The sequence below is a fragment of the Paraburkholderia sp. SUR17 genome (assembly GCF_029536165.1).
GTDB classification, from domain to species: domain Bacteria; phylum Pseudomonadota; class Gammaproteobacteria; order Burkholderiales; family Burkholderiaceae; genus Paraburkholderia; species Paraburkholderia kururiensis.
On record NZ_CP120509.1, the window covers coordinates 1955561 to 1976557 of the forward strand.

21 protein-coding genes are annotated in these 20997 nt (G+C 66.8%); 10 read left to right on the forward strand and 11 right to left on the reverse strand.

What is annotated here, in order from left to right:
• Positions 1-93 precede the first annotated feature (93 nt).
• Positions 94-1362, forward strand: a complete 1269-nt coding sequence (locus P2869_RS26050) for an FAD-binding oxidoreductase (protein ID WP_277598389.1) — start codon at positions 94-96, stop codon at positions 1360-1362.
• Positions 1363-1569: 207 nt separating this feature from the next.
• Positions 1570-2250: a TetR/AcrR family transcriptional regulator gene (locus P2869_RS26055; protein ID WP_026121590.1), complete on the forward strand. Its 681-nt coding sequence runs from the start codon at positions 1570-1572 to the stop codon at positions 2248-2250.
• Positions 2251-2309: 59 nt separating this feature from the next.
• Here the strand turns inward: P2869_RS26055 and P2869_RS26060 are convergent, their stop codons facing one another.
• The 3 genes from P2869_RS26060 to aroQ all read right to left on the reverse strand — a co-directional run bounded on the left by P2869_RS26060 (position 2310) and on the right by aroQ (position 5085).
• Complete coding sequence (locus tag P2869_RS26060) at positions 2310-3686, reverse strand: MFS transporter (RefSeq protein WP_277598390.1); 1377 nt, start codon at positions 3684-3686, stop codon at positions 2310-2312.
• Between the two features lie 92 nt (positions 3687-3778).
• Positions 3779-4633, reverse strand: a complete 855-nt coding sequence (locus P2869_RS26065) for a shikimate dehydrogenase (RefSeq protein WP_277598391.1) — start codon at positions 4631-4633, stop codon at positions 3779-3781.
• The gene (gene aroQ, locus P2869_RS26070; RefSeq protein WP_126878792.1) at positions 4630-5085 is read right to left on the reverse strand and encodes a type II 3-dehydroquinate dehydratase; all 456 of its coding nucleotides are present in this window, start codon (positions 5083-5085) and stop codon (positions 4630-4632) included. The genes P2869_RS26065 and aroQ overlap by 4 nt, the downstream gene beginning before the upstream one ends.
• 309 nt (positions 5086-5394) lie before the next feature.
• On the opposite strand from aroQ, the gene P2869_RS26075 reads away from it, so the two are divergent.
• The 4 genes from P2869_RS26075 to P2869_RS26090 all read left to right on the forward strand — a co-directional run bounded on the left by P2869_RS26075 (position 5395) and on the right by P2869_RS26090 (position 9643).
• Positions 5395-7329: a sugar phosphate isomerase/epimerase and 4-hydroxyphenylpyruvate domain-containing protein gene (locus P2869_RS26075; RefSeq protein WP_277598392.1), complete on the forward strand. Its 1935-nt coding sequence runs from the start codon at positions 5395-5397 to the stop codon at positions 7327-7329.
• A gap of 196 nt (positions 7330-7525) precedes the next feature.
• The gene (locus P2869_RS26080) at positions 7526-8722 is read left to right on the forward strand and encodes a porin (protein ID WP_277598393.1); all 1197 of its coding nucleotides are present in this window, start codon (positions 7526-7528) and stop codon (positions 8720-8722) included.
• Between the two features lie 165 nt (positions 8723-8887).
• Entirely contained in the window at positions 8888-9220 is a 333-nt protein-coding gene (locus tag P2869_RS26085; protein WP_017775441.1) for a hypothetical protein, read from the forward strand.
• 144 nt (positions 9221-9364) lie between these two features.
• Complete coding sequence (locus tag P2869_RS26090; RefSeq protein ID WP_017775440.1) at positions 9365-9643, forward strand: hypothetical protein; 279 nt, start codon at positions 9365-9367, stop codon at positions 9641-9643.
• A gap of 26 nt (positions 9644-9669) precedes the next feature.
• Here P2869_RS26090 and P2869_RS26095 read toward each other — a convergent pair whose 3' ends face one another.
• The 6 genes from P2869_RS26095 to P2869_RS26120 all read right to left on the reverse strand — a co-directional run bounded on the left by P2869_RS26095 (position 9670) and on the right by P2869_RS26120 (position 14761).
• Entirely contained in the window at positions 9670-10029 is a 360-nt protein-coding gene (locus tag P2869_RS26095; protein ID WP_277598394.1) for a hypothetical protein, read from the reverse strand.
• 71 nt (positions 10030-10100) lie between these two features.
• Positions 10101-10913 carry an AraC family transcriptional regulator gene (locus P2869_RS26100; RefSeq protein ID WP_240659131.1) on the reverse strand — a complete coding sequence of 271 codons (813 nt, stop codon included), beginning with the start codon at positions 10911-10913 and terminating at the stop codon, positions 10101-10103.
• A gap of 141 nt (positions 10914-11054) precedes the next feature.
• Positions 11055-12350 (reverse strand): FAD-dependent oxidoreductase, encoded by a 1296-nt coding sequence (locus P2869_RS26105; protein WP_277598395.1) that lies wholly within the window; start codon positions 12348-12350, stop codon positions 11055-11057.
• Complete coding sequence (locus P2869_RS26110) at positions 12347-12664, reverse strand: 2Fe-2S iron-sulfur cluster-binding protein (RefSeq protein ID WP_277598396.1); 318 nt, start codon at positions 12662-12664, stop codon at positions 12347-12349. Before P2869_RS26110 ends, P2869_RS26105 begins: the two co-directional genes overlap by 4 nt.
• Positions 12657-13796, reverse strand: coding sequence for an FAD-binding oxidoreductase (locus P2869_RS26115; protein ID WP_277598397.1), 1140 nt, complete (start codon positions 13794-13796; stop codon positions 12657-12659). Before P2869_RS26115 ends, P2869_RS26110 begins: the two co-directional genes overlap by 8 nt.
• Positions 13793-14761, reverse strand: a complete 969-nt coding sequence (locus P2869_RS26120; protein WP_277598398.1) for a 4-hydroxyproline epimerase — start codon at positions 14759-14761, stop codon at positions 13793-13795. Before P2869_RS26120 ends, P2869_RS26115 begins: the two co-directional genes overlap by 4 nt.
• A 211-nt stretch (positions 14762-14972) precedes the next feature.
• Here P2869_RS26120 and P2869_RS26125 point away from each other — a divergent pair, with 211 nt between their 5' ends.
• The 3 genes from P2869_RS26125 (at position 14973) to P2869_RS26135 (ending at position 19152) form a co-directional block, all read left to right on the forward strand.
• On the forward strand, positions 14973-15878 hold the full coding sequence (locus P2869_RS26125; protein WP_277598399.1) for a dihydrodipicolinate synthase family protein: 906 nt from the start codon (positions 14973-14975) through the stop codon (positions 15876-15878).
• 351 nt (positions 15879-16229) lie between these two features.
• Entirely contained in the window at positions 16230-17531 is a 1302-nt protein-coding gene (locus P2869_RS26130) for an MFS transporter (protein ID WP_277598400.1), read from the forward strand.
• Positions 17532-17646: 115 nt separating this feature from the next.
• Entirely contained in the window at positions 17647-19152 is a 1506-nt protein-coding gene (locus P2869_RS26135) for an MFS transporter (RefSeq protein WP_277598401.1), read from the forward strand.
• Positions 19153-19182: 30 nt separating this feature from the next.
• Here the strand turns inward: P2869_RS26135 and P2869_RS26140 are convergent, their stop codons facing one another.
• A complete protein-coding gene (locus P2869_RS26140; protein ID WP_017775430.1) occupies positions 19183-19452 on the reverse strand; it encodes a hypothetical protein in 270 nt (89 codons plus the stop codon).
• A 28-nt stretch (positions 19453-19480) separates the two neighbouring features.
• Positions 19481-19912 (reverse strand): DoxX family protein, encoded by a 432-nt coding sequence (locus P2869_RS26145; RefSeq protein ID WP_017775429.1) that lies wholly within the window; start codon positions 19910-19912, stop codon positions 19481-19483.
• Positions 19913-20218: 306 nt separating this feature from the next.
• Here P2869_RS26145 and P2869_RS26150 point away from each other — a divergent pair, with 306 nt between their 5' ends.
• On the forward strand, positions 20219-20941 hold the full coding sequence (locus P2869_RS26150; RefSeq protein WP_277598402.1) for a DeoR/GlpR family DNA-binding transcription regulator: 723 nt from the start codon (positions 20219-20221) through the stop codon (positions 20939-20941).
• The last annotated feature ends 56 nt before the right edge of the window (positions 20942-20997 follow it).

Sequence of the window (20997 nt, forward strand, 5' to 3'; positions counted from 1 at the left end):
ATCGCAATACCTGCGCCGGCGGGTGTCCGCTGAGATCCGCTGGTACCCGCCGGCACCCTCTCCACCCCGCCCCTACGCCTTCCTGTCTTCGCCATGCAAAGCTATTACGAAAACACTGCCACCCGCCCCGTGCGGCCTGCGCTCGCCGGACGGCACAGCGCGGCGGTCTGCATCGTCGGCGGCGGGCTGGCGGGACTCTCCACCGCGCTTGGGCTCGTTGAGCGCGGCGTGCGCGACATCGTCGTGCTGGAGGCAAAACAGGTAGGCTTCGGCGCCTCCGGACGCAACGGCGGGTTCGTGTTCGGCGGCTACAGCCTGGATTGCGCGGAGTTGCTGCGCATTCTCGGCGCGCCCCGCGCGCGCGAGCTTTACGCGCTCACGACGTCGGCCGTGGACCTGATGCGCGAGCGCATCCGCCGCTATGCGATCGACTGCGACGCAACCGACGCCGGCGTGATCCTCGCGAACTGGTTCGACGACCCGGCGCGGCTCGATGTGCAGCGTCAGTTGATGAAGACGTCGTTCGGCGTGGACTGGGAGCCGCTCAGCGCAGCCGAACTCGCCGCGCGCCTCAAGACCACGCGTTATCACGGCGGTCTCTTCGAACGCAATGCGTTCCACTTTCATCCGCTGAAATACGTGCTCGGCGTGGCGCAAGCCGCTGCCGCGGGCGGTGCGCAGCTCTACGAGCAGTCACCGGTGCGCGCCTTGCGCCGCGAAGGCAGCGGCTATGTGGTGCAGACCACGGAAGGCGAAATCGAGGCACGGCACGTGGTGATGGCGGGCGGCGGCTACGCGCGCCGCGTCTACCGGCGCGTGGAGCGCGCGGTGCTGCCTATCGCGACCTACGTGATGGCGACCGAACCGCTCGGCGCGCGGCTTGCCGACGCCATCGCCTGCGAGAGCGCCGTCTACGACACGCGCTTCGCGTTCGACTACTACCGGCCGCTGCGCGACACGCGCATCCTGTGGGGCGGCCGCATTTCGGTGCGGGAGCGCGAGCCCGAGGCGATCGCGCGGCTGCTCAGGCACGACCTGCTCAAGGTCTATCCGCAACTGCACGACGTGCGTATCGATTACGCCTGGGGCGGGCTTATGAGCTACGCGCGTCACAAGATGCCGCAAATCGGGCAGAGCGACGACGGCGTCTGGTACGCGGTCGGCTTCGGCGGACACGGCATGGCACCCACGACGGTATCCGGCGAACTGCTGGCCGCGGCCATCACGGGCGAACGTGCCGTACCTGAAGCGTTCGCCGCGTTCGGGCTCACGCGGGCGTACGGGCTCGTCGGGCTCGCCGCCGCGCAGCTCACCTACACGGCGATGCAGGCACGCGACGCGTTCGCGGACCGCGGGCGTTGAGGGATCGGTTAGACGTTCTTTGGGTCGCCTGCGGTGCCGTGCGCGCCGCCTTGGGGTTTATCGCCAAAACCATCGGCTCACCCCATCGGCAAGGCATCCGCAAGCCGTCAGCAAGGCGCGAAACACCGCTCCATCACCGCGCAAATCCTTGCCGGACGGCCTTTTTCACCATGCTAGAATGCCCCGTCAATGCCCGTGAAACGCACAATGAAAAAGGCAAGCAGGGTCGCCGCCCCCGAAACCGACGGCATGCCGTCCGAAGCCCGCCGCAAGTACGATCCTGAACAGACGAAGCGCAACATCCTCGAAGTGGCCACCCAGGAGTTCTCGTCCATGGGCCTCTCCGGCGCGCGCGTCGATGCCATCGCGGAGCGCACGAACACCACCAAGCGCATGCTCTACTACTACTTCGGCAGCAAGGAAGGGTTGTACGAGGCCGTGCTGGAAAAGGTGTACGGCGACATCCGCACGCTCGAACAGGACCTGCCCATCAGCGAGCTGGACCCCACCGAAGGGCTGCGCAAGCTCGTGGAATTCACCTTCGACTATCACGACCGGCACCGCGACTTCGTGCGGCTCGTTTCCATCGAAAACATTCACGGCGCGAAATACATCGAGCAGCTGAAGTCGTTCAAGAGCCGCAACGCGAGCGTGATCCGCACGATCGAAGACCTGCTCGCGCGCGGCGTGGCGGCGGGCCAGTTCCGCCCCGACATCGACGCCATCGACCTGCACCTGCTCATCAGCTCGTTCTGCTTTCACCGCGTGTCGAACCGCTATACGTTCGGCAGCGCGTTCGGGCGCGATCCGTCGCATCCGCGGCTGCGGGCACGGCATCGCGAGATGATCGCCGACGCCGTACTGCGGTTCGTGCGCAAGGAAGCCTGACCACAAACAAACAGGGGCCCGCTCGGGCCCCTGCTCTTTTACCGCTCGTCCGCTCGAACTCAGTCGAGCACGATGCGCTTGATGTCCCCCACCACGAAGATGTAAGACAGCGCGCCGATCAACGCGATCACGCCGATGAACGCGAGCGCGCCGACGAACGAGCCCGTGGCCGACACGATGAAGCCCACCGCGAGCGGCGTGACGATGCCGGCGAGATTCGCGGCGAAGTTGAAGATGCCGCCCGTCACGCCGAGCAGGCCGTCCGGCGCGATGTCGGAGACGAGCGTCCAGCCGAGCGCCGCCATCCCCTGCGCGAAGAACGCCACCGAGAGAATCACGATCACCGTCACGTTGCTTTCGACGTAGTTCGCCAGCACGATCGTCGAGGCGAGCAGCAGGCCGGCGATGATCGGCAGCTTGCGCGCCACGTTCGCCGACTTGCCCCGGCGCAGCAGCCAGTCGGACAACGTGCCGCCGAACATCACGCCCACCGACGCCGCAATGAACGGCATGATCGCGAAGAAGCCGATCTTGAGCCAGCCCATGTGGCGTTCGGTGGCGAGGTAAGTCGGGAACCATGTGAGGAAGAACACGAGCGTCGAGTTGCCTGCGAACTGGCCGAGGCAGATGCCCGTGAGTTGCCGGTGCTTGAGCAGGCGCCCGATGGTGCGCCACTCGAAGCCGCCTTTCTTGCCTTCGCTCGCAGCCCTCGCATTTTGTGCCGCGGTATCGGCCGGCTTGCGATGCGTGAGACCGCCGCCCGCTTCGATGTAATCGAGTTCCGCCTGATTGGCCGCCGGATGCTCGCGCGGCTCGCGATAGAACAGCCACCAGATGCCGCCGAACACGATGCCCACGCCGCCCACCACGTAGAACAGCGAGCGCCAGCCGAAGGCGCCCATCAGCGCGAACAGGAACGGGCTGAAGAACGCGAGGCCGATGTACTCGCCCACCGTGTACGTGCCTGTCGCCATGGCGCGCTCGCGCTGCGGAAACCAGGTCGCCACGACGCGGCTGTTGGTCGGAAAGCACGGCGCTTCCGTCACGCCCAGCCCAAGACGGCATGCGAACAGCGCACCCACGCCGCTCACGAAACCCTGCAACAGCGTGAATACCGACCACAGCGTCATCGAAAGGTAATACGTGACGCGGCTGCCGAAGCGGTCCAGAAACAGGCCGCCCGGAATCTGCGCCGCGACGTAGCTCCACGAGAACGCCGAGAAGATCAGCCCCATCAGCGCGGCGCCAATGCCCAGTTCCTTCGTGAGCTGCGGCGCGGCGATGCCGAGCACTGTGCGGTCGAGGTAATTGATCATCGTGCCGACGGCGAGCAGCGCCAGAATGCGATAGCGCGCCTTCGAACGCCGCGCGGTGGCGGCGGATGTGCGGGCGGCGGGCATCAGAGGCTCGTCGCCAGTTTGGGTTGATCCGGACATGGTTGTCTCCAGGTGTATTCGAACGATGTTGTTGTAGTGAGCGCGGGTGCGTACCGACGAGCGCCGATGAGCGTGAAAAGTGGCGGTAGCCCTCAGCGGTTCAGCAGCGACTGGAAGTGCCGGTACATACGTTCGGCGTCGGGCTCGCGGCCTGTAAAGAGGCCGAACGCGTCGACCGCCTGATACACCGCCATGCCGCCGCCCGAGAGCGTGCGGCAGCCGGCCGCCTCGGCCGCCTCGATGAGCGCCGTGCGAATCGGGAAGTAGACGATGTCGGCCACCCACAGGCCGCTGTGCAGCAGATGCGCGGGCAGCGGCAGGCCGGGCAGCTTCGCCATGCCGGTGGGCGTGGCGTGGATCAGGCCGTTTGCCTGGGCGAGCGCATCGCCCAGCACGCCGCCCGACGCGACCGTGGCCTGCGGAAAGCGCGCCTGCAAGTCGGCGGCGAGCGCGCTTGCGCGTTCGTTGTCGACGTCGAATACGGTGAGCGAGCGCGCGCCCATCATCAGCGCGGCGTGCGCCACCGCCGCGCCGGCCCCGCCCGCACCAAGCTGCACGACGCGTTCGAGCGACACATCCGGCAAACCGCGCCGGAACGCGCGCGCGAAGCCGGACCAGTCGGTGTTGTGACCAATGCGCTTGCCGTCCTTCAACAGCACGGTGTTCACGGCGCCGAGCGCGCGCGCGTCTTCGGAGAGTTCGTGCAGCAGCGGAATGATGGCCTGCTTGCAGGGGAACGTGACGTTCAGGCCGTTGTAGCCGAGACGCTCCGCGCTCGCGAGCAGTTCGGGCAGCGCCGACGCGTCGAGCTTGAGCACGTCGAGGTCGATGCGTCGATACACGTAGTTGAGACCGAGCTGGCGCCCTTCCTCCTCGTGCATGGCCGGACTCAGCGACCCACCGATGCCCGCGCCAATCAGGCCGATCAGAAACGACGACGTACTCATTGCTTGCCCTTGCTCTTCAAAATGGTTGCCATGCGCTCCAGCGCGAAAACGTAGCCGTCGGTGCCGCATCCGCAGATTACGGCTTCGGCAACGGCCGAGACGAACGAGTGATGCCGGAAAGCCTCACGGCGATGCACGTTCGAGATGTGCACTTCGATCACGGGCTTCGCGACCGCCGAGAGCGCATCCGCAATGGCCACCGACGTGTGCGTGTATGCGGCCGGATTGATCACCACACCCTGCACCGCGGCGCGCGTTTCGTGCAGCCAGTCGATCAATTGATGTTCGGCGTTCGACTGACGAAAGTCCACACCAAGACCCAGACGTTCGCCCGCTTCGCGGCAGCGGCGCGCGACGTCCTCAAGCGTTTCCGCTCCATAGATATGCGGCTCGCGCGTGCCGAGCAGATTCAAGTTCGGCCCGTTGAGGACCAGTACCGACGCAAAACTCATCAAGACCTCTCAATGTCAGGAGTGCCCGGAAAACGCGGCGGCTGCGCACGCGCCTCTCCAGCCTGACGCGCAGTGTGCGCCCGAATGCCGCACGTGTCTTTGGGGGTTTTCGATAATTTGTACGATCTAGTTAGTTTGTATAAACTCCGCCTCGAATTCATTGCAGCAGTGCTTTTCGTTCTGCAACGGTGTACCAGACAGATACAAATGGAACGTTCGATGGTGCGGCGCAACGGTTCGTGCGCTCATCGCACGGCGCCTTTTCATCGCGATTCCTGATCCCTCTCCGACTCCCCGCAGGAGCCTTGCATGCAGCGTTCGATTGCCACCGTGTCCATGAGCGGCACGCTCATCGAAAAACTGACCGCCATCCAGGCGGCCGGCTTCGACGGCATCGAGATTTTTGAGAACGATCTGCTCTACTTCGACGGCTCGCCCGCCGACGTGCGCCGCATCGCCGCCGACCTCGGGCTCGAGATCACCCTGTTCCAGCCGTTTCGCGACTTCGAGGGCGTGAGCGGCGAGCGGCTCGCACGCAACCTCGAACGCGCGAAGCGCAAGTTCGACCTGATGCACGAACTGGGCACGAACCGCATCCTCGTGTGCAGCAACGTTTCGCCGGACACGATTCGCGACGACGCGCTCATTGCCGACCAGCTCGGCGCGCTCGCGCTCGCCGCGCAGCAGGCCGGCGTGTATGCGGGCTACGAGGCGCTCGCGTGGGGTCGGCACGTGAATTCGTATCGCCACGCGTGGCGGCTCGTGAACGCGGTGAACCATCCGAACCTCGGGCTCGTGCTCGACAGCTTTCACACGCTCGCCATCGGCGACAGCGTGGACGAGATCGCCGCGATCCCTGGCGAGCGCATCGCGTTCGTGCAGATTGCGGACGCGCCGAAGCTCGCCATGGACGTGCTCGAATGGAGCCGCCATTACCGCTGCTTCCCGGGCCAGGGCGACTTCGACCTCGCGGGCTTCACGGCACGCGTGGTGGAGGCCGGCTATACGGGGCCGCTGTCGCTCGAAATCTTCAACGACGGTTTTCGCGCGGCGCCCACCGCGACCACCGCGGCGGACGGTTATCGGTCGCTGCTGTTGCTCGAAGAGCAGACGCGCGGCGCGATGAAAGCCGCCAACGCCGACCATGAAGCGCATCACGCCGGCAGCAGCAGCGATGCGGCCGTCGCACTCTTCGAGCCACCCGCCGCACCGGCGCACGTCGGTTTCCAGTTCCTCGAATTCGCCGTGGACGACACGGCCCGCGCGCATCTGGCCGACTGGCTCGGCAAGCTCGGCTTTCGCCAAACCGGCCGGCATCGCTCGAAAGACGTGGCGCTGTTCCAGCACGGCGATGCGTCGATCGTGCTCAACGCCGAAGCCGACTCGTTCGCAAGTGCGTTCTTCCAGCAGCATGGTCTGTCGCTCTGCGCATCGGCGTTCCGCGTGGACGACGCGAAGCTCGCCTTCGAGCGCGCCGCCGGCTTCGGCTACGCGCCATTCTCGGGGCGAGTGGGCCCGAACGAGCGCGTGCTGCCCGCGGTGCAGGCGCCCGACGGCAGCCTCAACTACTTCGTGGACGAAACGCCCGACGAACCCACGCTGTTCGAAGCCGACTTCGTGCTCACCGAGCGTACGGGCGGTGAGGCGGCGCGCGGCCCCATCGCGGGCATCGACCATGTCTGCCTTTCGCTGCCCGCAGCTTCGCTCGACACATGGGTGCTGTTTCTGCGCACGGCGTTCGGCTTCGAGCCGGAGCCAGGCCTGCTCGTGCCCGACCCTTACGGCCTCGTGCGCAGCCGGGCGCTGCGCAGCCGCGACGGCTCGGTGCGCGTGGCGCTCAACGCATCCGTGGATCGCCACACGGCCGTGGCCCAGGCGCTGCATACCTATCGCGGCTCGGGCCTGAACCACGTGGCCTTCCATACGGCGGACATCTTTCGCGCGATCCCGCACTTCGTCGCACGCGGCCTGCCGCTGCTCAAGATTCCGCGCAACTACTACGACGACCTCGCCGCGCGCTACGCACTGCCCGATCAGACCATCGACGCGTTGTACGAAAACAACATCCTGTACGACCGCGACGCGCAGGGCGGCGAGTTCTTCCACGCCTATACCGAACTGCTGGACCAGCGCTTCTCCCTCGAGCTCGTGGAACGCCGCGGGGGGTACGACGGCTACGGTGCGGCGAACGCCGCGGTACGCCTCGCCGCTCAGGCCCAGCAGCGTCGTCATGGGGCGCGCTGAGCCGTGGCGGCAACGTGGTGGCGGTCAGGGAATCAGGGCTCACGCGGCTATACAGATAAAGTAAATCGTTATACCGTAGCTGCCACGGTATTTCAGGCGCTTTTTGCGTCGCAACAGGTAATCGTTTTCCTTCTATAAACGATGAGACAGCACGCCTGCCCGGCGTGCATAACAAAGCCAAGGCTGGAGATAAAAGATGACTTCTCGCGATACCTTCCGTAATGCATTGCTAGGCGCCGGCTTCGCGCTCGCCGCAGGCCCCGCGCTCGCGCAAAGCAGCGTCACGCTCTATGGCGTGGCCGACGACGCGATCACCTACGTCAGCAACCAGAAAGGTCATTCGAACTGGTACCTGCGCCAGGGCAACCTCTACGCATCGAAGTTCGGCTTCAAGGGCGTAGAAGACCTGGGCGGCGGCACCAGCGCGATCTTCGACCTCCAGGCCGGCTTCGACCTGAACACGGGCGCGGCATCGTCGTCGGGCCTGCTGTTCAACCGCCAGGCATTCGTGGGTCTGCAGAACAACAACTACGGCACCTTCACGATGGGCCGCCAGTACACGCCGTACTACCAGTTCGTCGGCCCCCTCGCATCGAGCAACTGGCTCACGGGCGCAACGGGCGCGCACCCCGGCGACTACGACGGGCTCGACACCACCATCCGCGTCAACAACTCGTTCGTCTATACGTCGCCGGTGTGGTACGGCGTGCAGGCGAGCGCCATGTACGCGCTCGGCGGCGTCGCGGGCAGCACGGGCAAGGGCCAAACGATCAGCGGCGCGCTGCGTTATGCCAACGGCCCCATCGCCCTTGCGGCCGGCTACCTGCGCATGGACAACGCCTACGTGAACCCGGTCTCCACCACGAGCCCGGCGTTCGACTCGTCGTCCACGGCGAGCTTCGCGGTCTCCGCCGTGAACCAGGGTTACGTGACGGCGCACTCGGTGCAGCACATCGCCGCCGCAGGCGACTACACGATCGGCAACCTGATGGTCGGCGTGAACTACTCGAACGTGCGCTACCTGCCGGGCAGCCGCTCGCTCTTCACGGATACCGCCGTGTTCAACTCCTACGGCGCAATCGCCTCGTACCGCTTCACGCCGGCGTTCGACATGGCTGCCGCGTTCTCGTACACGATGGCGTCGAAGGCGAACGGCATTTCGAGCGCCGCGCGCTACCAGCAGTACTCGTTGAAGGAGGCCTACCACCTCTCCAAGCGCACCACGCTCTACGCGGTGCAGGCGTACCAGCACGCCACGGGCCAGACGCTCGGCCTGAAGGGCGCAGGCAACATCGTGGATGCCGCGCCGGCAGTGGGCGACTCGCAGAACTCGACGCCGTCGTCCACGCGCTCGCAGTTCGTCGGCATGGCCGGTATCGCAGTGGCGTTCTAGGCGCTACGGCTTCGCCTCTACATGCGCAGAGAAGCGCGCGGCCTTCGGGCTGCGCGCTTTTTGTTTTGTAAGCGCCGGGCATACGGCTTGCAAAAGCTACCTTGATCGCGACCGATATAATCGGCCGGATGGTTACAACCCACGCCCGTCAACATCAGGATACACATGAAGAAATTCGCCGCCACCCTCTGCGCTCCGCTGCTGCTCGCCGCGTGCGCCTCCCTTCAGGGCAACCCCGATGCGGGCGAGCCGGTGATCGACAGCACCACGCAACGTTCCGTCGACAGCGTCGTGCAATGCATGACCGTGGAAGCCTCGAAGCATGACAGCAGCGTGAAAACCACCGCGTTGCCGCAAGGCGCCATGCTCGACTTCGGCGACTCGAACGTCGTCAAGGTACGCAGCGACAACGGCGCCACGACTTACCGGTTCTACGCCGGCAAGCGGCACATCAAGAACCTCTGGATCGAGAGCGCGAGCAAGACCTGCGCGCCCTGAAAAAGCCGCCGCCGCACGGGTGTAACGTGTTGTTACCACTATGGCAGCGGCTGTTGCACCCGCGGTCCGATTTTTAAGAATCGTTTAAGACTTCCTGCGCATGATCCGCTGAAACTCGACCGAACAACCTAGGAAGGTGGACCGATGGACAGGCAAGACACGACTTTGACGAGCGCGCCGCAGCCTGCGGCCCCGGCGAAGCGCACGATTTTGCGCCGCCTGCTCAGTCACCACGAAATCGCGACGTTGCTGCTGTTGCTGCACGCGCCCATCGACGCGTCCGCGAAGCCCGAGATTCCCCAACTGCAGGAAGCCGGTCTCGTCGAGCAGGTGCAGTCCGAGGCGGGCACGCCGCACATCCGGCTCACGCCCGAAGGCAACGCCATTCTGCGCGGCCTGGGCCTTGACCGTCCGCAACGGTAATCGGCCTCGATCCACCCACCGGGCGATCACGCCTGCCACACCGCGTACCCGGCTTCGCGCAGGCCGATTCCCAGCTCCACTTCCATGTCGCGCGCGCCGTCGTACGGCAATGGATTGAACACTTCATACAGTTCCGGCATCGACCGCAAGCCGTAATCACGCACGAAGCGGTTCGACTGAATGCCGGCCTTGTGGCGGTCAAAACGCAGATCGGGATCGAGCCCGGTCATTCCCACATAAACGCAGGGCTTCGCGAACCGATACTCGGGATTCGCGCGGCGAAAGCGTGCCTCGTTCCAGACGGTGTCGTCGAGTTCGACCACGTAGACGTAGTAACGATGGGCTTTCAGGCTGGGCCTGGCGCGCGCCTTTTCGCTTGCGGACATGGCGGGACGATCAGCAGATCGGCAACCGGGGCCGGCCGAAACCACGCACGTTCGTCACCAACGGCGTCCGGTCACACCTTCGGCGAGGCCGGGGCGGAGGCGGTGGCATGCAGGAGCGCACGGTACTCGGTGGGGGTCACGCCCACCGTGGCCTTGAATTGCCGCGTGAACGCGCTGTGGTCGGTGTAGCCGCACAGCGCGGCGACGTCGGTGACCTTGTCGTGAGAGACGAGCAGCGCCGTGGCCGCATCCAGACGTGTCTTCAGCAAGACCTGGCGTGGCGTCAGGTGAAACACCTTGTGGAAGTAGCGCTCCAGTTGCGCGACCGACATATCCGCCATTTCCGCCAGTTGCTTCAGGTTCAGCGGCTGCACGTAGTTTTCCTGGATGTACTGCACGACCGTGGCGAGCTTGCTGTATGCGGGATGGCTGCTCTCGTCGGCTCTCAGGTCGCGCGAGATGCCGGCCAGTCCCACCACGGTGCCCGTCGACGGATCGCGCAGCGGCGTCTTGCAGGTGAGGCACCAGCCTGGCTGCCGGCCCGGATACAGATGCAGCTCCAACTGGTCGACGAGCGTATTGCCGATGCTCACGATGGTCCTGTCCTGCGCGGTATAGACGCGGCCGAAGCGGCGCGGAAACACGTCCTCGGCGGTCTTGCCGAGCAGCGCTTCCTTGTCCTTGTAGCCGCAGCGCGAGGCGAGCGTGCGGTTCACCAGCACGTAGCGCGCTTGCACGTCTTTCACGAAGAACACGACTTCCGGCATGGCGTCGAACACCGGCTCGAGCAACGTGAAATGCGTGAGCATGGCCTCGAGCGTGGCGTCGGCAGAGGCCGACGCATCCGCGGCCCCCGCTGCCCCGGGAACCGCGTTCGGCGTCATGCCGGCTGCCGCTTGCAGCGCCGGATGGATGATGTCGGCCAGCATGGTCATGTCGGAATTCCGCGCGCCCGGAGCGGGTAAGAACGTGCGCTCGATTATAGGGCCCGGCACTGGCGCAAAAAAATCGGGAGGGGCCCGGGCTCAGGAGTCGGCGGCAGCCTCGATCAAGGTGGCGATCTGCGCGGGTTGCAGCGGCGGACGCGGTACAGCCTGGGCCACGCCTGCTCCCGTGCCCCAGCCGAAATAAGTGCGGGCCGCCGTCGCGCAGATGCGCCCCTGGCAGGCGCCCATGCCGCAGCGCGTCTGGAGCTTGGCGTCGCGCCAGTTCGCGTGTGCGCGCACGGCGCCGATCGTCACGTCCTCGCAGCGGCAAAGCAAGGTGTCGTCGGGCGGCACGGCGCGCGCCGCATCGCCCAGCGCGAAGGCCGCATCCACGTTGGCCGCGAAGCGCCGCCAGCGCGCGCGTTCGGCGAAGCGGACGCGCGCGGCGAGCGCGGCGTCGACGGCTGCCAGCCCCGCGATCTCGCCTTCCACGCGGGCGAGTTCCATGCCGCCCACGCCCGTGCATTCGCCGGCGGCAAACACGTGCTCGACGGAAGTTCGCTGCAGATCGTCCACGGCGAGCGCGCGACCGTCGCCGCGGGCCGCCACCGCGCACCCCAGCGATTCACCCAGCAGCCCATTCGGCTCCAGCCCATAGCCACACGCGACACGATCGCAAGCAAGTGTGAGCTCGCGCTCGCCGCGTCGAATCGTGACCTGTTCGACATGCCCCGCTCCGCTCGCCTCGCGCACCACGCTGCCGGTCCAATACTGCAGCCCGGCGAAACCGCGTGTGAGCATGGCCGCCTGCACGAGCTTCGACGGCGTGCGCGTCAACGAAAGCGCAAAACGCGCGAGCGCCGACGCGCTCGCCTGCTCGATCACCGCCAGCACGTCGGCCCCTGCATGACGTGCCGTGGCAAGTGCGGCGAGCAGCAATGGCCCGCTTCCGGCGATCACGATGCGCTCGCCGCGCACCGGCACGCCGCCCTTGATCAGCGCCTGCAAGCCGCCCGCGCCGGTGACGCCCGGCAGCGTCCAGCCTGGAAACGGCAGCAGACGTTCCCGCGCGCCGGTCGCGAGAATCAGGCGGCCGTACGAGACGCGCACGCCGCCGTGCTGTTCCGATTCGATCAGCAGTTCGCCGCCCGCAAGCGGCGCGACAACGCGCGACGACTGCCACCACGCAACGTGCCCATCCGGCGCGAGAGCGTCCAGCAGCGTGCGCAAAGGCTGCTGCGCCGGATGCTGCGGCCCCTGGCGCCAGACCTGGCCACCCGCGCGCGGATTGTCGTCGATGATCGCCACGCGCGCGCCTTGCCCCGCCGCCGCGCGCGCCGCGCTCAAGCCCGCCGGTCCCGCGCCGACGATCACCACGTCGTAGCGTTCGCTCATTCCGTCCTCATCGTCTCGATCCGCTGACCCTCGCGGCACAGCGTCTGGCAGGCAAGCCGATGCGCGCGACCGTCGATGGTCACGCGGCACTCCTGGCACACGCCCATGCCGCAAAACATCGTGCGCGGCTCGCCGCGAACGGAGACGCGTGCGCCTCGTGTTGCGCCCACATGGGTCGCATCCGCTGATGCAGCCGCTGATGCAACCGCTAATGCAGCCGCCACCGTGGCACCCTGCGGCACCACGACGGCATGCCCGTCCACCGTCACGTGAATTTCTTGCGCTCGTGTGCTTGTGCGTTGAACGTCACGCATGCCCGGCTCCTTGCGCAAAACGCGCGGGCAGGTACGGGTCGGCGGCAATGGGCGGCAGTTCGTTGAGTATCTGCGCGGCAAGCAGGTTCGCCGTGGCGAGCGACGTGGTCACGCCGAGTCCCTCGTGTCCCACGGCGAGCCACACGCCGCGCAGGTCGTCGCCCGCCGGGCCGATCAGCGGCAAGCCGTCGGGCGAGGCGGCGCGAAAGCCGGTCCACGCGCGAATCGCGTTCAAGCCCGGCAGCGACGGCAGATAACGCGCCGCGCGCTTGAGCATCTGCGCGAGCACGGGCATCTCGACGGCGGGATCGGTCGTGTCGAACTGGCGCGACGAGCCGATCAGCAGTTGCCCCGTCGGCCGCGGCTGCACGTTGAACGCCACGGAGGTGCCCTGCGCGTGATGCGCGCTCTTGATGTAACCGAGTTCGAGCAACTGATGCCGGACCACGCCGGGGTAACGGTCGGTGATGAGCAGATGGCCCTTCTTCGGCTGCAGTGGCAGCCACGGCACGAGGCGTTGCGCGGCAAGGCCATTCGCGACGACCACGTGCGCCGCGCCAAACGCCTCTCCGGTGCGCAACACCACGCGCGACGGCTCCAGCGCGGTCACCTCGGCGCCGGTATGCAGGCGGATGTTCGCCGCCCCCGGCGAATGCCGCAGCAGCCATTCGGCCGCCGCGGGCGCATAGACGATGCTGTCGTGCTCGATACGCAGCCCGCCCGCCATGCCCGGCGCGAGCGCCGGCTCGCAGGCATACAGCGCGCTCGCGTCCAGCAATTGCGCCGCCACGTTCTGTGCCGCGAACGCCGCCTGCATGGCGCGGGCGGCCTCGAGTTCCTCGTCGTCGCTTGCAACCCAGAGCGTGCCGCAGCGGCAGAATGCATCGCGCTCACGCAACCGCGGCGCGAGTTCGAGCCACAACGCGCGCGAATAACGGGACAGCGCCAGCTCCGCGGGCGAATCGTTCATCACCACGATATGGCCCATGCCCGCAGCAGTCGCGCCGCCGCCTACGCCATTCGCTTCGAGCACGTCGACGCGCAGGCCGCGCGCCGCAAGCGCCGCGGCGCACGCAGCGCCGACAATGCCCGCGCCGATCACGATCACATCGGCTACGCGGTCCGTCGTCATGCCGTGCGAATGCCCCACACGAACGGATCGCGCTCGTCGAAGCGCAGGCGCGATTCCGCCGTCACCCACGCCTCGCCCGTAATGGTCGGCACGACCGTGGGCAGTCCGTCGGCGTTCGGCTCGCCCGGCGCCCAGCTCGCTTCGAACACGCTGCCGATAATGCTTTCCTGCCGCCACACGGCGCCTGAGGCGAGCTTGCCGTCCGCGGCAAGGCACGCCACCTTCGCGCTCGTGCCCGTGCCGCACGGCGAGCGGTCGTACGCGTTGCCGGGGCACAGCACGAAGCTGCGGCTATCGATGCCCGCGCGCGAGCCCGGCCCGAACAGTTCGATGTGGTCGATAAAGGCGCCGCCCGCGCCGGTGATCTGCTGGGCGTCGAGCGCGTCGCGCATGGCCGACGAAAACGCCGTGAGTTCGGCGATATGCCGTGCTTCGAGCGCGCGCCCGTGGTCCGCGACGAGAAAGAACCAGTTGCCGCCCCAGCCGATGTCGCCCGTGAACCGGCCGTAGCCGGGCACGTCCACGGCAACGTCGCGCCGGTAGCGATACGCCGGCACGTTGCGCACCGACACGCTGCCGTTCTCGTTCAACGTTGCATCCACCACGCCGACCGGCGTTTCGATGCGATGCTGTCCCGGCCCGATGCGGCCCATGTGGGCGAGCGACACGACGAGCCCGATCGTGCCGTGTCCACACATGCCGAGATAGCCCACGTTGTTGAAGAAGATCACGCCGGCCGAGCATTGCGGGTCGTGGGGCTCGCACAGCAGCGCGCCCACCACGACGTCCGAGCCGCGCGGCTCGTTGACGATGCCCGCGCGCCAGTGGTCGAACTGCGTGCGAAAAGTGTCGAGCCGCTCGGCGAGCGGGCCTTGTCCCGAGTGAACCAGCTCGGGACCGCCGGACACGACGAGCCGCGTGGGCTCGCCGCCGGTGTGGGAGTCGATGATGTCGAGCGTTTTCATGCCCTGATGGTAGGAACCCGCTTGCCGCGCGTCTTGGTGGCGTTGCGCGCCCGGCATGACGATTTCTGCACAATGCACCGATACGGCAAGGGCGCCGGGCCGACTCCCGCGGGCTGTGCGGAAATCGTCATGCGCGATGCGCGAATGACGCAAGACGCCCATCGCGCTGCTGCTTAAACTGCAACCCATCGATCACATGAGGAGAGCCGTCGTGGCACATATCTGGCAAGGCGTCATGCCCGCAGTCACTACCAAGTTCAACGCGGATTTCAGCATAGACCGTGCGTGGACGAAGAAGAACATCGAGGCGCAAATCGACGCGGGCGTGGACGGCATCATCGTGTGCGGGTCGCTGGGCGAAGCGTCCACGCTCTCGCTCGACGAGAAGTTGGAGGTGCTCGACATCGCCGTGGACGCCTCGCGTGGCCGCGTGCCGGTGCTGCTCACCATCGCGGAAAACAGCACGCTGGACGGCTGCCGCCAGGCCGAAGCGGGCGCAAAACACGGCGCCGCGGGCTACATGGTGCTGCCGGGCCTGCGCTACCTCTCGGACCGGCGCGAAACGCTCAACCACTTCCGCATGGTGGCGGACGCGAGCCCGCTGCCGCTCATGATCTACAACAACCCGCTCGCCTACGGCGTGGACATGACGCCGGAAATGTTCGCCGAGATCGCGGACGAAGCGAAGATCGTCGCCATCAAGGAATCGTGCGGCGACGTGCGGCGCGTCACGGACCTGATCAACGTGGTGGGCGACCGCTACGCGATTCTGTGCGGCGTCGACAACCTGGCCATGGAAGCGATGCTGATGGGCGCCCACGGCTGGGTGGCAGGTCTGGTGTGCGCGTTTCCGCACGAGACCGTGGCGATCTACCGGTTGATCCGCGCGGGGCGCCTCGAAGAAGCGCGCACGCTGTACCGCTGGTTCGCGCCGCTGCTTGCGCTCGACGTGTCGGCCAAGCTCGTGCAGAACATCAAGCTCGCGGAAGCCATCGTGGGTCTGGGCACCGAGCCCGTGCGTCCGCCGCGCCTGCCGCTCGCCGGCGCGGAACGCGAAGCCGTGGAGACGCTGATCCGCCACGCCATCGAAACGCGTCCGGCGTTGCCGCAGATCTGAAGGAAGCGGCCGGGGGCATCGCGTCGGCGGCACAGGTGCCGCTTCGTCCCCTCGGCCCCCTTCAGGCAGGCTGCGGCCCCCCGCAACAACGCTTGTCATCGAGGCCCGCGGCGGGGCCGTCGTTCTGGGGCCGTCGTTCTTGGCCCCGCCGCCTTGCACCCACACCCACACTCCGAAGCTCCCACTTACATCCTGTAAAATCGCGGGTTGGCCTCCGCTCTGCCGCCCTACCCGGGCGTACAGCGCGTGCCGCCTCGTGCCGACCCGCGCCTTTTTCGGGCTTCAACCCGCCCGAGCACCGCTACACGCCACGCGCAATGCGTGACCTTTCATTCCAACGATTATTCGGCCATGCAAGCAACCGACCTGGGCGTCGCCACGCCCGCTCCTGCCCGCGCACTCACGGGCGCCGACTACAAGACGCTCGGCCTCGCCGCACTGGGCGGCGCGCTCGAGTTCTACGACTTCATCATCTTCGTGTTCTTCGCGCCTGCCATCGGGCAACTGTTCTTTCCGCCGTCCATTCCCGACTGGCTGCGCCAGTTGCAGACCTTCGGCATCTTCGCGGCCGGTTATCTCGCGCGGCCGCTGGGCGGCATCGTCATGGCGCACTTCGGCGACCTGCTGGGCCGCAAGCGCATGTTCACGCTCTCCGTGCTGTTGATGTCCCTGCCCACGCTGATGATGGGTCTGCTGCCCACCTACGCGACGATCGGCGTGATGGCACCGGTGCTGCTGCTTCTCTTTCGCGTGCTGCAAGGCGCGGCCGTGGGCGGCGAGGTGCCCGGCGCGTGGGTGTTCGTCTCCGAGCACGTGCCGTCGCGGCATATCGGCTATGCGTGCGGCACGCTCACCTCGGGCCTCACGGCCGGCATCCTGCTGGGCTCGCTCGTCGCGGCCGCGGTGAATCGCCATTTCGCGCCGGCCGAAATCTCGGGCTACGCGTGGCGTCTGCCGTTCCTGCTGGGCGGCGTGTTTGGCCTCTTTTCGGTGTGGCTGCGCCGTTGGCTGCATGAAACACCGGTGTTCGCGGAGATGAAAGCCCGCAAAACGCTCGCCGCCGAAATTCCGCTCAAAGCCGTGCTGCGCGACCACGGGCGGGCTGTGATCGTCTCGATGCTGCTCACGTGGATGCTCTCGGCCGCCATCGTCGTCGTGATCCTGATGACGCCCACGCTGCTCCAGAAGCAGTTTCACGTGGACGCCGCCACCTCGCTGTTCGCCAACAGCGTCGCCACGCTGTGCCTGACGGCGGGCTGCATTGTGAGCGGCACGATGGCGGGCCGCATCGGCGCGCGCCCAACGCTGATCGTGGGCTGCCTCGCGCTCGCGGCGCTCTACTACGCAATGTTCCGTCAGATCGGCACCGACCTGTCGATGCTCGTGCCGCTCTACGCGGTAACGGGCTTTTTCGTCGGTACGATCGGCGCGGTGCCGTTCGTGATGGTCAAGGCATTCCCGCCCGTGGTGCGCTTCTCGGGCATCTCGTTTTCGTACAACGTCGCCTATGCGGTGTTCGGCGGCCTCACGCCGATCGTGGTGTCGCTGCTGATGAAGTCGGAGCCGATGGCGCCGGCCTTCTATGTGGCGACGCTCTGCGTGGTGGGCGCCGTCACCGCGCTCTTCATCAAGGACGCGCGCGTGGCGCGTTGATCCTCGAGCGCTGAAGCAGCAGGGCCGAGGCGCTCGCATGGCGGGCGCCCGACCTTCATCCACACTTCAGGTCAGCGCGAAACATCGCGCGCGCCGTACCGCCTACGATGGGGTCATGAACACGACACCCCACCTCCCCCACCTCCCTGACCCCAGGCCCTCATTTACGCCCACGCTCGCGCGCATTGTCGCGACCGTGAGCGTCGGCTTCGTCGTCACGCAGCTCGACGTGACCATCGTGAACATCGCGCTTGCGCGACTCGGCACCGACCTGCACGCCGACGTAGCGGGCCTGCAATGGGTGGTCGACGCCTACACGCTTGTGTTCGCGGTGCTCATGCTCTCGGCCGGCGTGCTCGGCGACCGCTTCGGCGCGCGGCGCATGTATGCCGTTGGCATTGGGATCTTCGCGCTTGCCTCGCTCGCCTGCGGGCTCGCCACCAACGCCGCGACGCTCGTTGCCGCGCGTGCGCTGCAAGGCGCCGGCGCGGCGGCCATGCTGCCGAATTCGCTGGCGCTCCTCAATCACGCGTGCGGCCACGAGCGCACGCTGCGCGCACGCGCCGTGGGTCTGTGGACGGCGGCGGGCTCCATCTCGATTGCGGCGGGCCCGGTGGTGGGCGGCATGCTGATTGCCGCCTTCGACTGGCGCAGCATCTTCCTCGTCAACCTGCCGCTCTGCGCGGCGGGGCTTGTCGCTACGTTCGCGTGGCTGCCCGAGCGCCCGATGGTCCGGCAAACGCCGACATCGGCGGCCAACCCTGCGGGCATCGTTCCGCGCGGGCTGGATCTGCGCGGCCAGCTGCTCGCCGTCGTCACACTGACCGCCTTCACGGGCGCCGTGATCGAGTGGCGGCCGCTGGGCTTCGCGCATCCCGCCGTGGTGGGCGGTTTCGTGCTCGCCGTGGTTGCGGCGCTCGCGTTCGTCCGCGTGGAAGCGCGCGCCGCCACGCCCATGCTGCCGCTCGGGTTCTTCCGCAACCGCACCTTCAGTGCGGCCGTGCTGTTCGGCGTGTGCGTCAACCTCACCTATTACGGCACGGTGTTCGTGCTGGGTCTGTATCTGCAGCGCGTGCGCGGCGACACGGCCTTGCAGGCGGGCCTCGCGTTCCTGCCGCTCACGGGGGGCTTTCTGATGTCGAACGTTGCGAGCGGCTGGGTAGTGGCGCACTACGGCTCGCGTGTGCCGATGATCGCAGGCGCGCTGATCGCCGCGCTCGGCTACGGTCTGCTGCATTTCGTGGACGGCGCCACGCCGCTCGCGGCGGTGCTCGTGCCGTTCCTGCTGATTCCGTCGGGGATGGGCCTCGCCGTGCCGGCCATGACCACCGCGGTGCTCGCCTCCGTGGAGCCCGCGCGCGCCGGAACAGCCTCAGCGGTCCTCAACACCGCGCGCCAGGCCGGTGGCGCGGCCGGTGTGGCAGCCTTCGGCGCGCTCGCGGGCGGTGCGGAAGCGGCGCACATCGTGAGCGGACTGCACGTGGAGACAGCCGTTTCGGTTGTGCTGCTGATGATTGGCGCCGCGCTCGCCTGCGTCGTGCATCCGCGGCCCGAAGCGAGCCATACCGCGCCGTCTGCCACGAGCGGCGCCGCAAGCCGCAGCGCGTTGCGCAACTCCTGACCTGCGCCCCGCCTTACCTGCGCCGGCTTCTCAAAGCCGCGCCTCCTGAATCGCGCCGGTCGCGATGGCGCGCTCGATCAGCCCATCGTCCTTCGCCTTGCGGATGGCGTCGGCGATGAGCTGTTCCGGATCTTCCAGTTCCGCCTTCAGCGTGCCGATCACGCCCGACGCGTCGAACACGACCAGCGTCTTCGCCGAATCGGCGAGGCTGATGATCACGCGGTTCGCAGGCTCCTGGCCAATGCTCGCGCAGAGCTGCACGAGCTGGCCGCCCATGGTGTGGTCGAAGTTCTGTATCAAATGCGCCCTCCTTCGGGAAACGGTTCGTTTATCCCGACAGGCCCGAACGCGGCGCACGCGCTCCATCCACGCTGATGCGCCCCGCGCCTGTCACGAACAGCAGCAGAAAGCCTCCCGCAATCGCCACGTTCTTCCAGAAGTGGATCACCATGTCGCGTTGCAGCGCGGCGTCGGTGACGTTCCAGAAGTCATGTCCGAATATCGCGGTGACGATCGTGTAGACCGCCATCACGAGGCCCAGTGCGCGAATCTTCACGCCCAGCACGAGCGCGAGTCCACCGAGCACCTCTACTGCCACAGCAATCGGCGCGCCTACCTGCACGAACGGCACGCCCTTCGCGTGCAGATAGCTGACGAAACCCGCGTACCCCAGCAGCTTCATCGCGCCGCTCCACAAAAACAGAATGGAGAGCGCCACGCGGGCGATGAAAATCACCAGGGAGTCGATGGGTCGCGTCATTGAAGGCTCCTGAAAAAGGGGAAATAGCAGGTGACCTCTTGCGGGTCATGTCAGTTCCAGCAGCGTGTGGGGTCAGCATATGTCCGATCGGAAGCCATTTCCAGGATTTCCAGGCAGATGCGGCGCGAGGCGGGCAATCCCTGGCCGGTAGCCGGCAAGAACAGCGCTTCAAGAAACGACGCAGGGAAAACCCACGGGCATCGCACGCACGTCCGCTTGTTATAATCCTTTCACGAATTCGAACGAAACATAACGCATCGTGTGGCCGTGTTCCCGGGCCGGCGCGCATGGTGCGCAAGGATCCCCATGCTCAAGGACGAACGCCTGCGCGTACTCAGCCAGGCGCTGGCGAAACAGAACGTGATGCGGCTGCGCGACGCGGCTGCGCTGCTCGAGGTTTCAGAGATGACGGTGCGGCGCGACGTGGCCGCCAACCCCGAGCGCTTCACGTATCTGGGCGGCTACATCGTGAGCGCCACCGACGTGCCGAACACGCCCGGCTACTCGCTCGACGCCGAGAAAGATCACTTCTCGCAGGCCAAAGCCGAGGCCTCGGCGCACGCGGCGAAGCTCATGGCCAGCAACGAAACTCTGTTCGTGGATTGCGGCACCACGCTCACCACGCTCGCCCGGCTGATTCCCGCGGACCTCCAGGTGACGGTGGTCTGCTACTCGCTCAACATCGCGGAGATTTTGCGGCGCAAGCCGAACGTGCGCATGATCCTGCTGGGCGGCGTGTACGTGCCGTCGTCGGATTCGTTCGCGGGCGACGAAAGCCTCGAGATGCTGCGCCGCATGGGCATCAACAAGGCCTTCATTTCAGCGGGCGGCGTAGACGAGGCGCGCGGCGTGACCTGCTGGAACTTCCATGAAGTCGCCATCAAGCAGGCCGCCATGGCGAGCGCCGTGGAACGCCACCTCGTGGTGGATTCGAGCAAGTTCGGCGCCGTGAAAGCGGTGCGTTTCTCGCAGCTCGGCGAGTTCGACTCCGTGATCACCGAGAAGGGGCAACAGGCCATCAAGCGGTAATGCGCGGTTGCGGCGCAGCCGGGGTACGGCTGGACTCGAAGCGCCGCGCCGCCAGC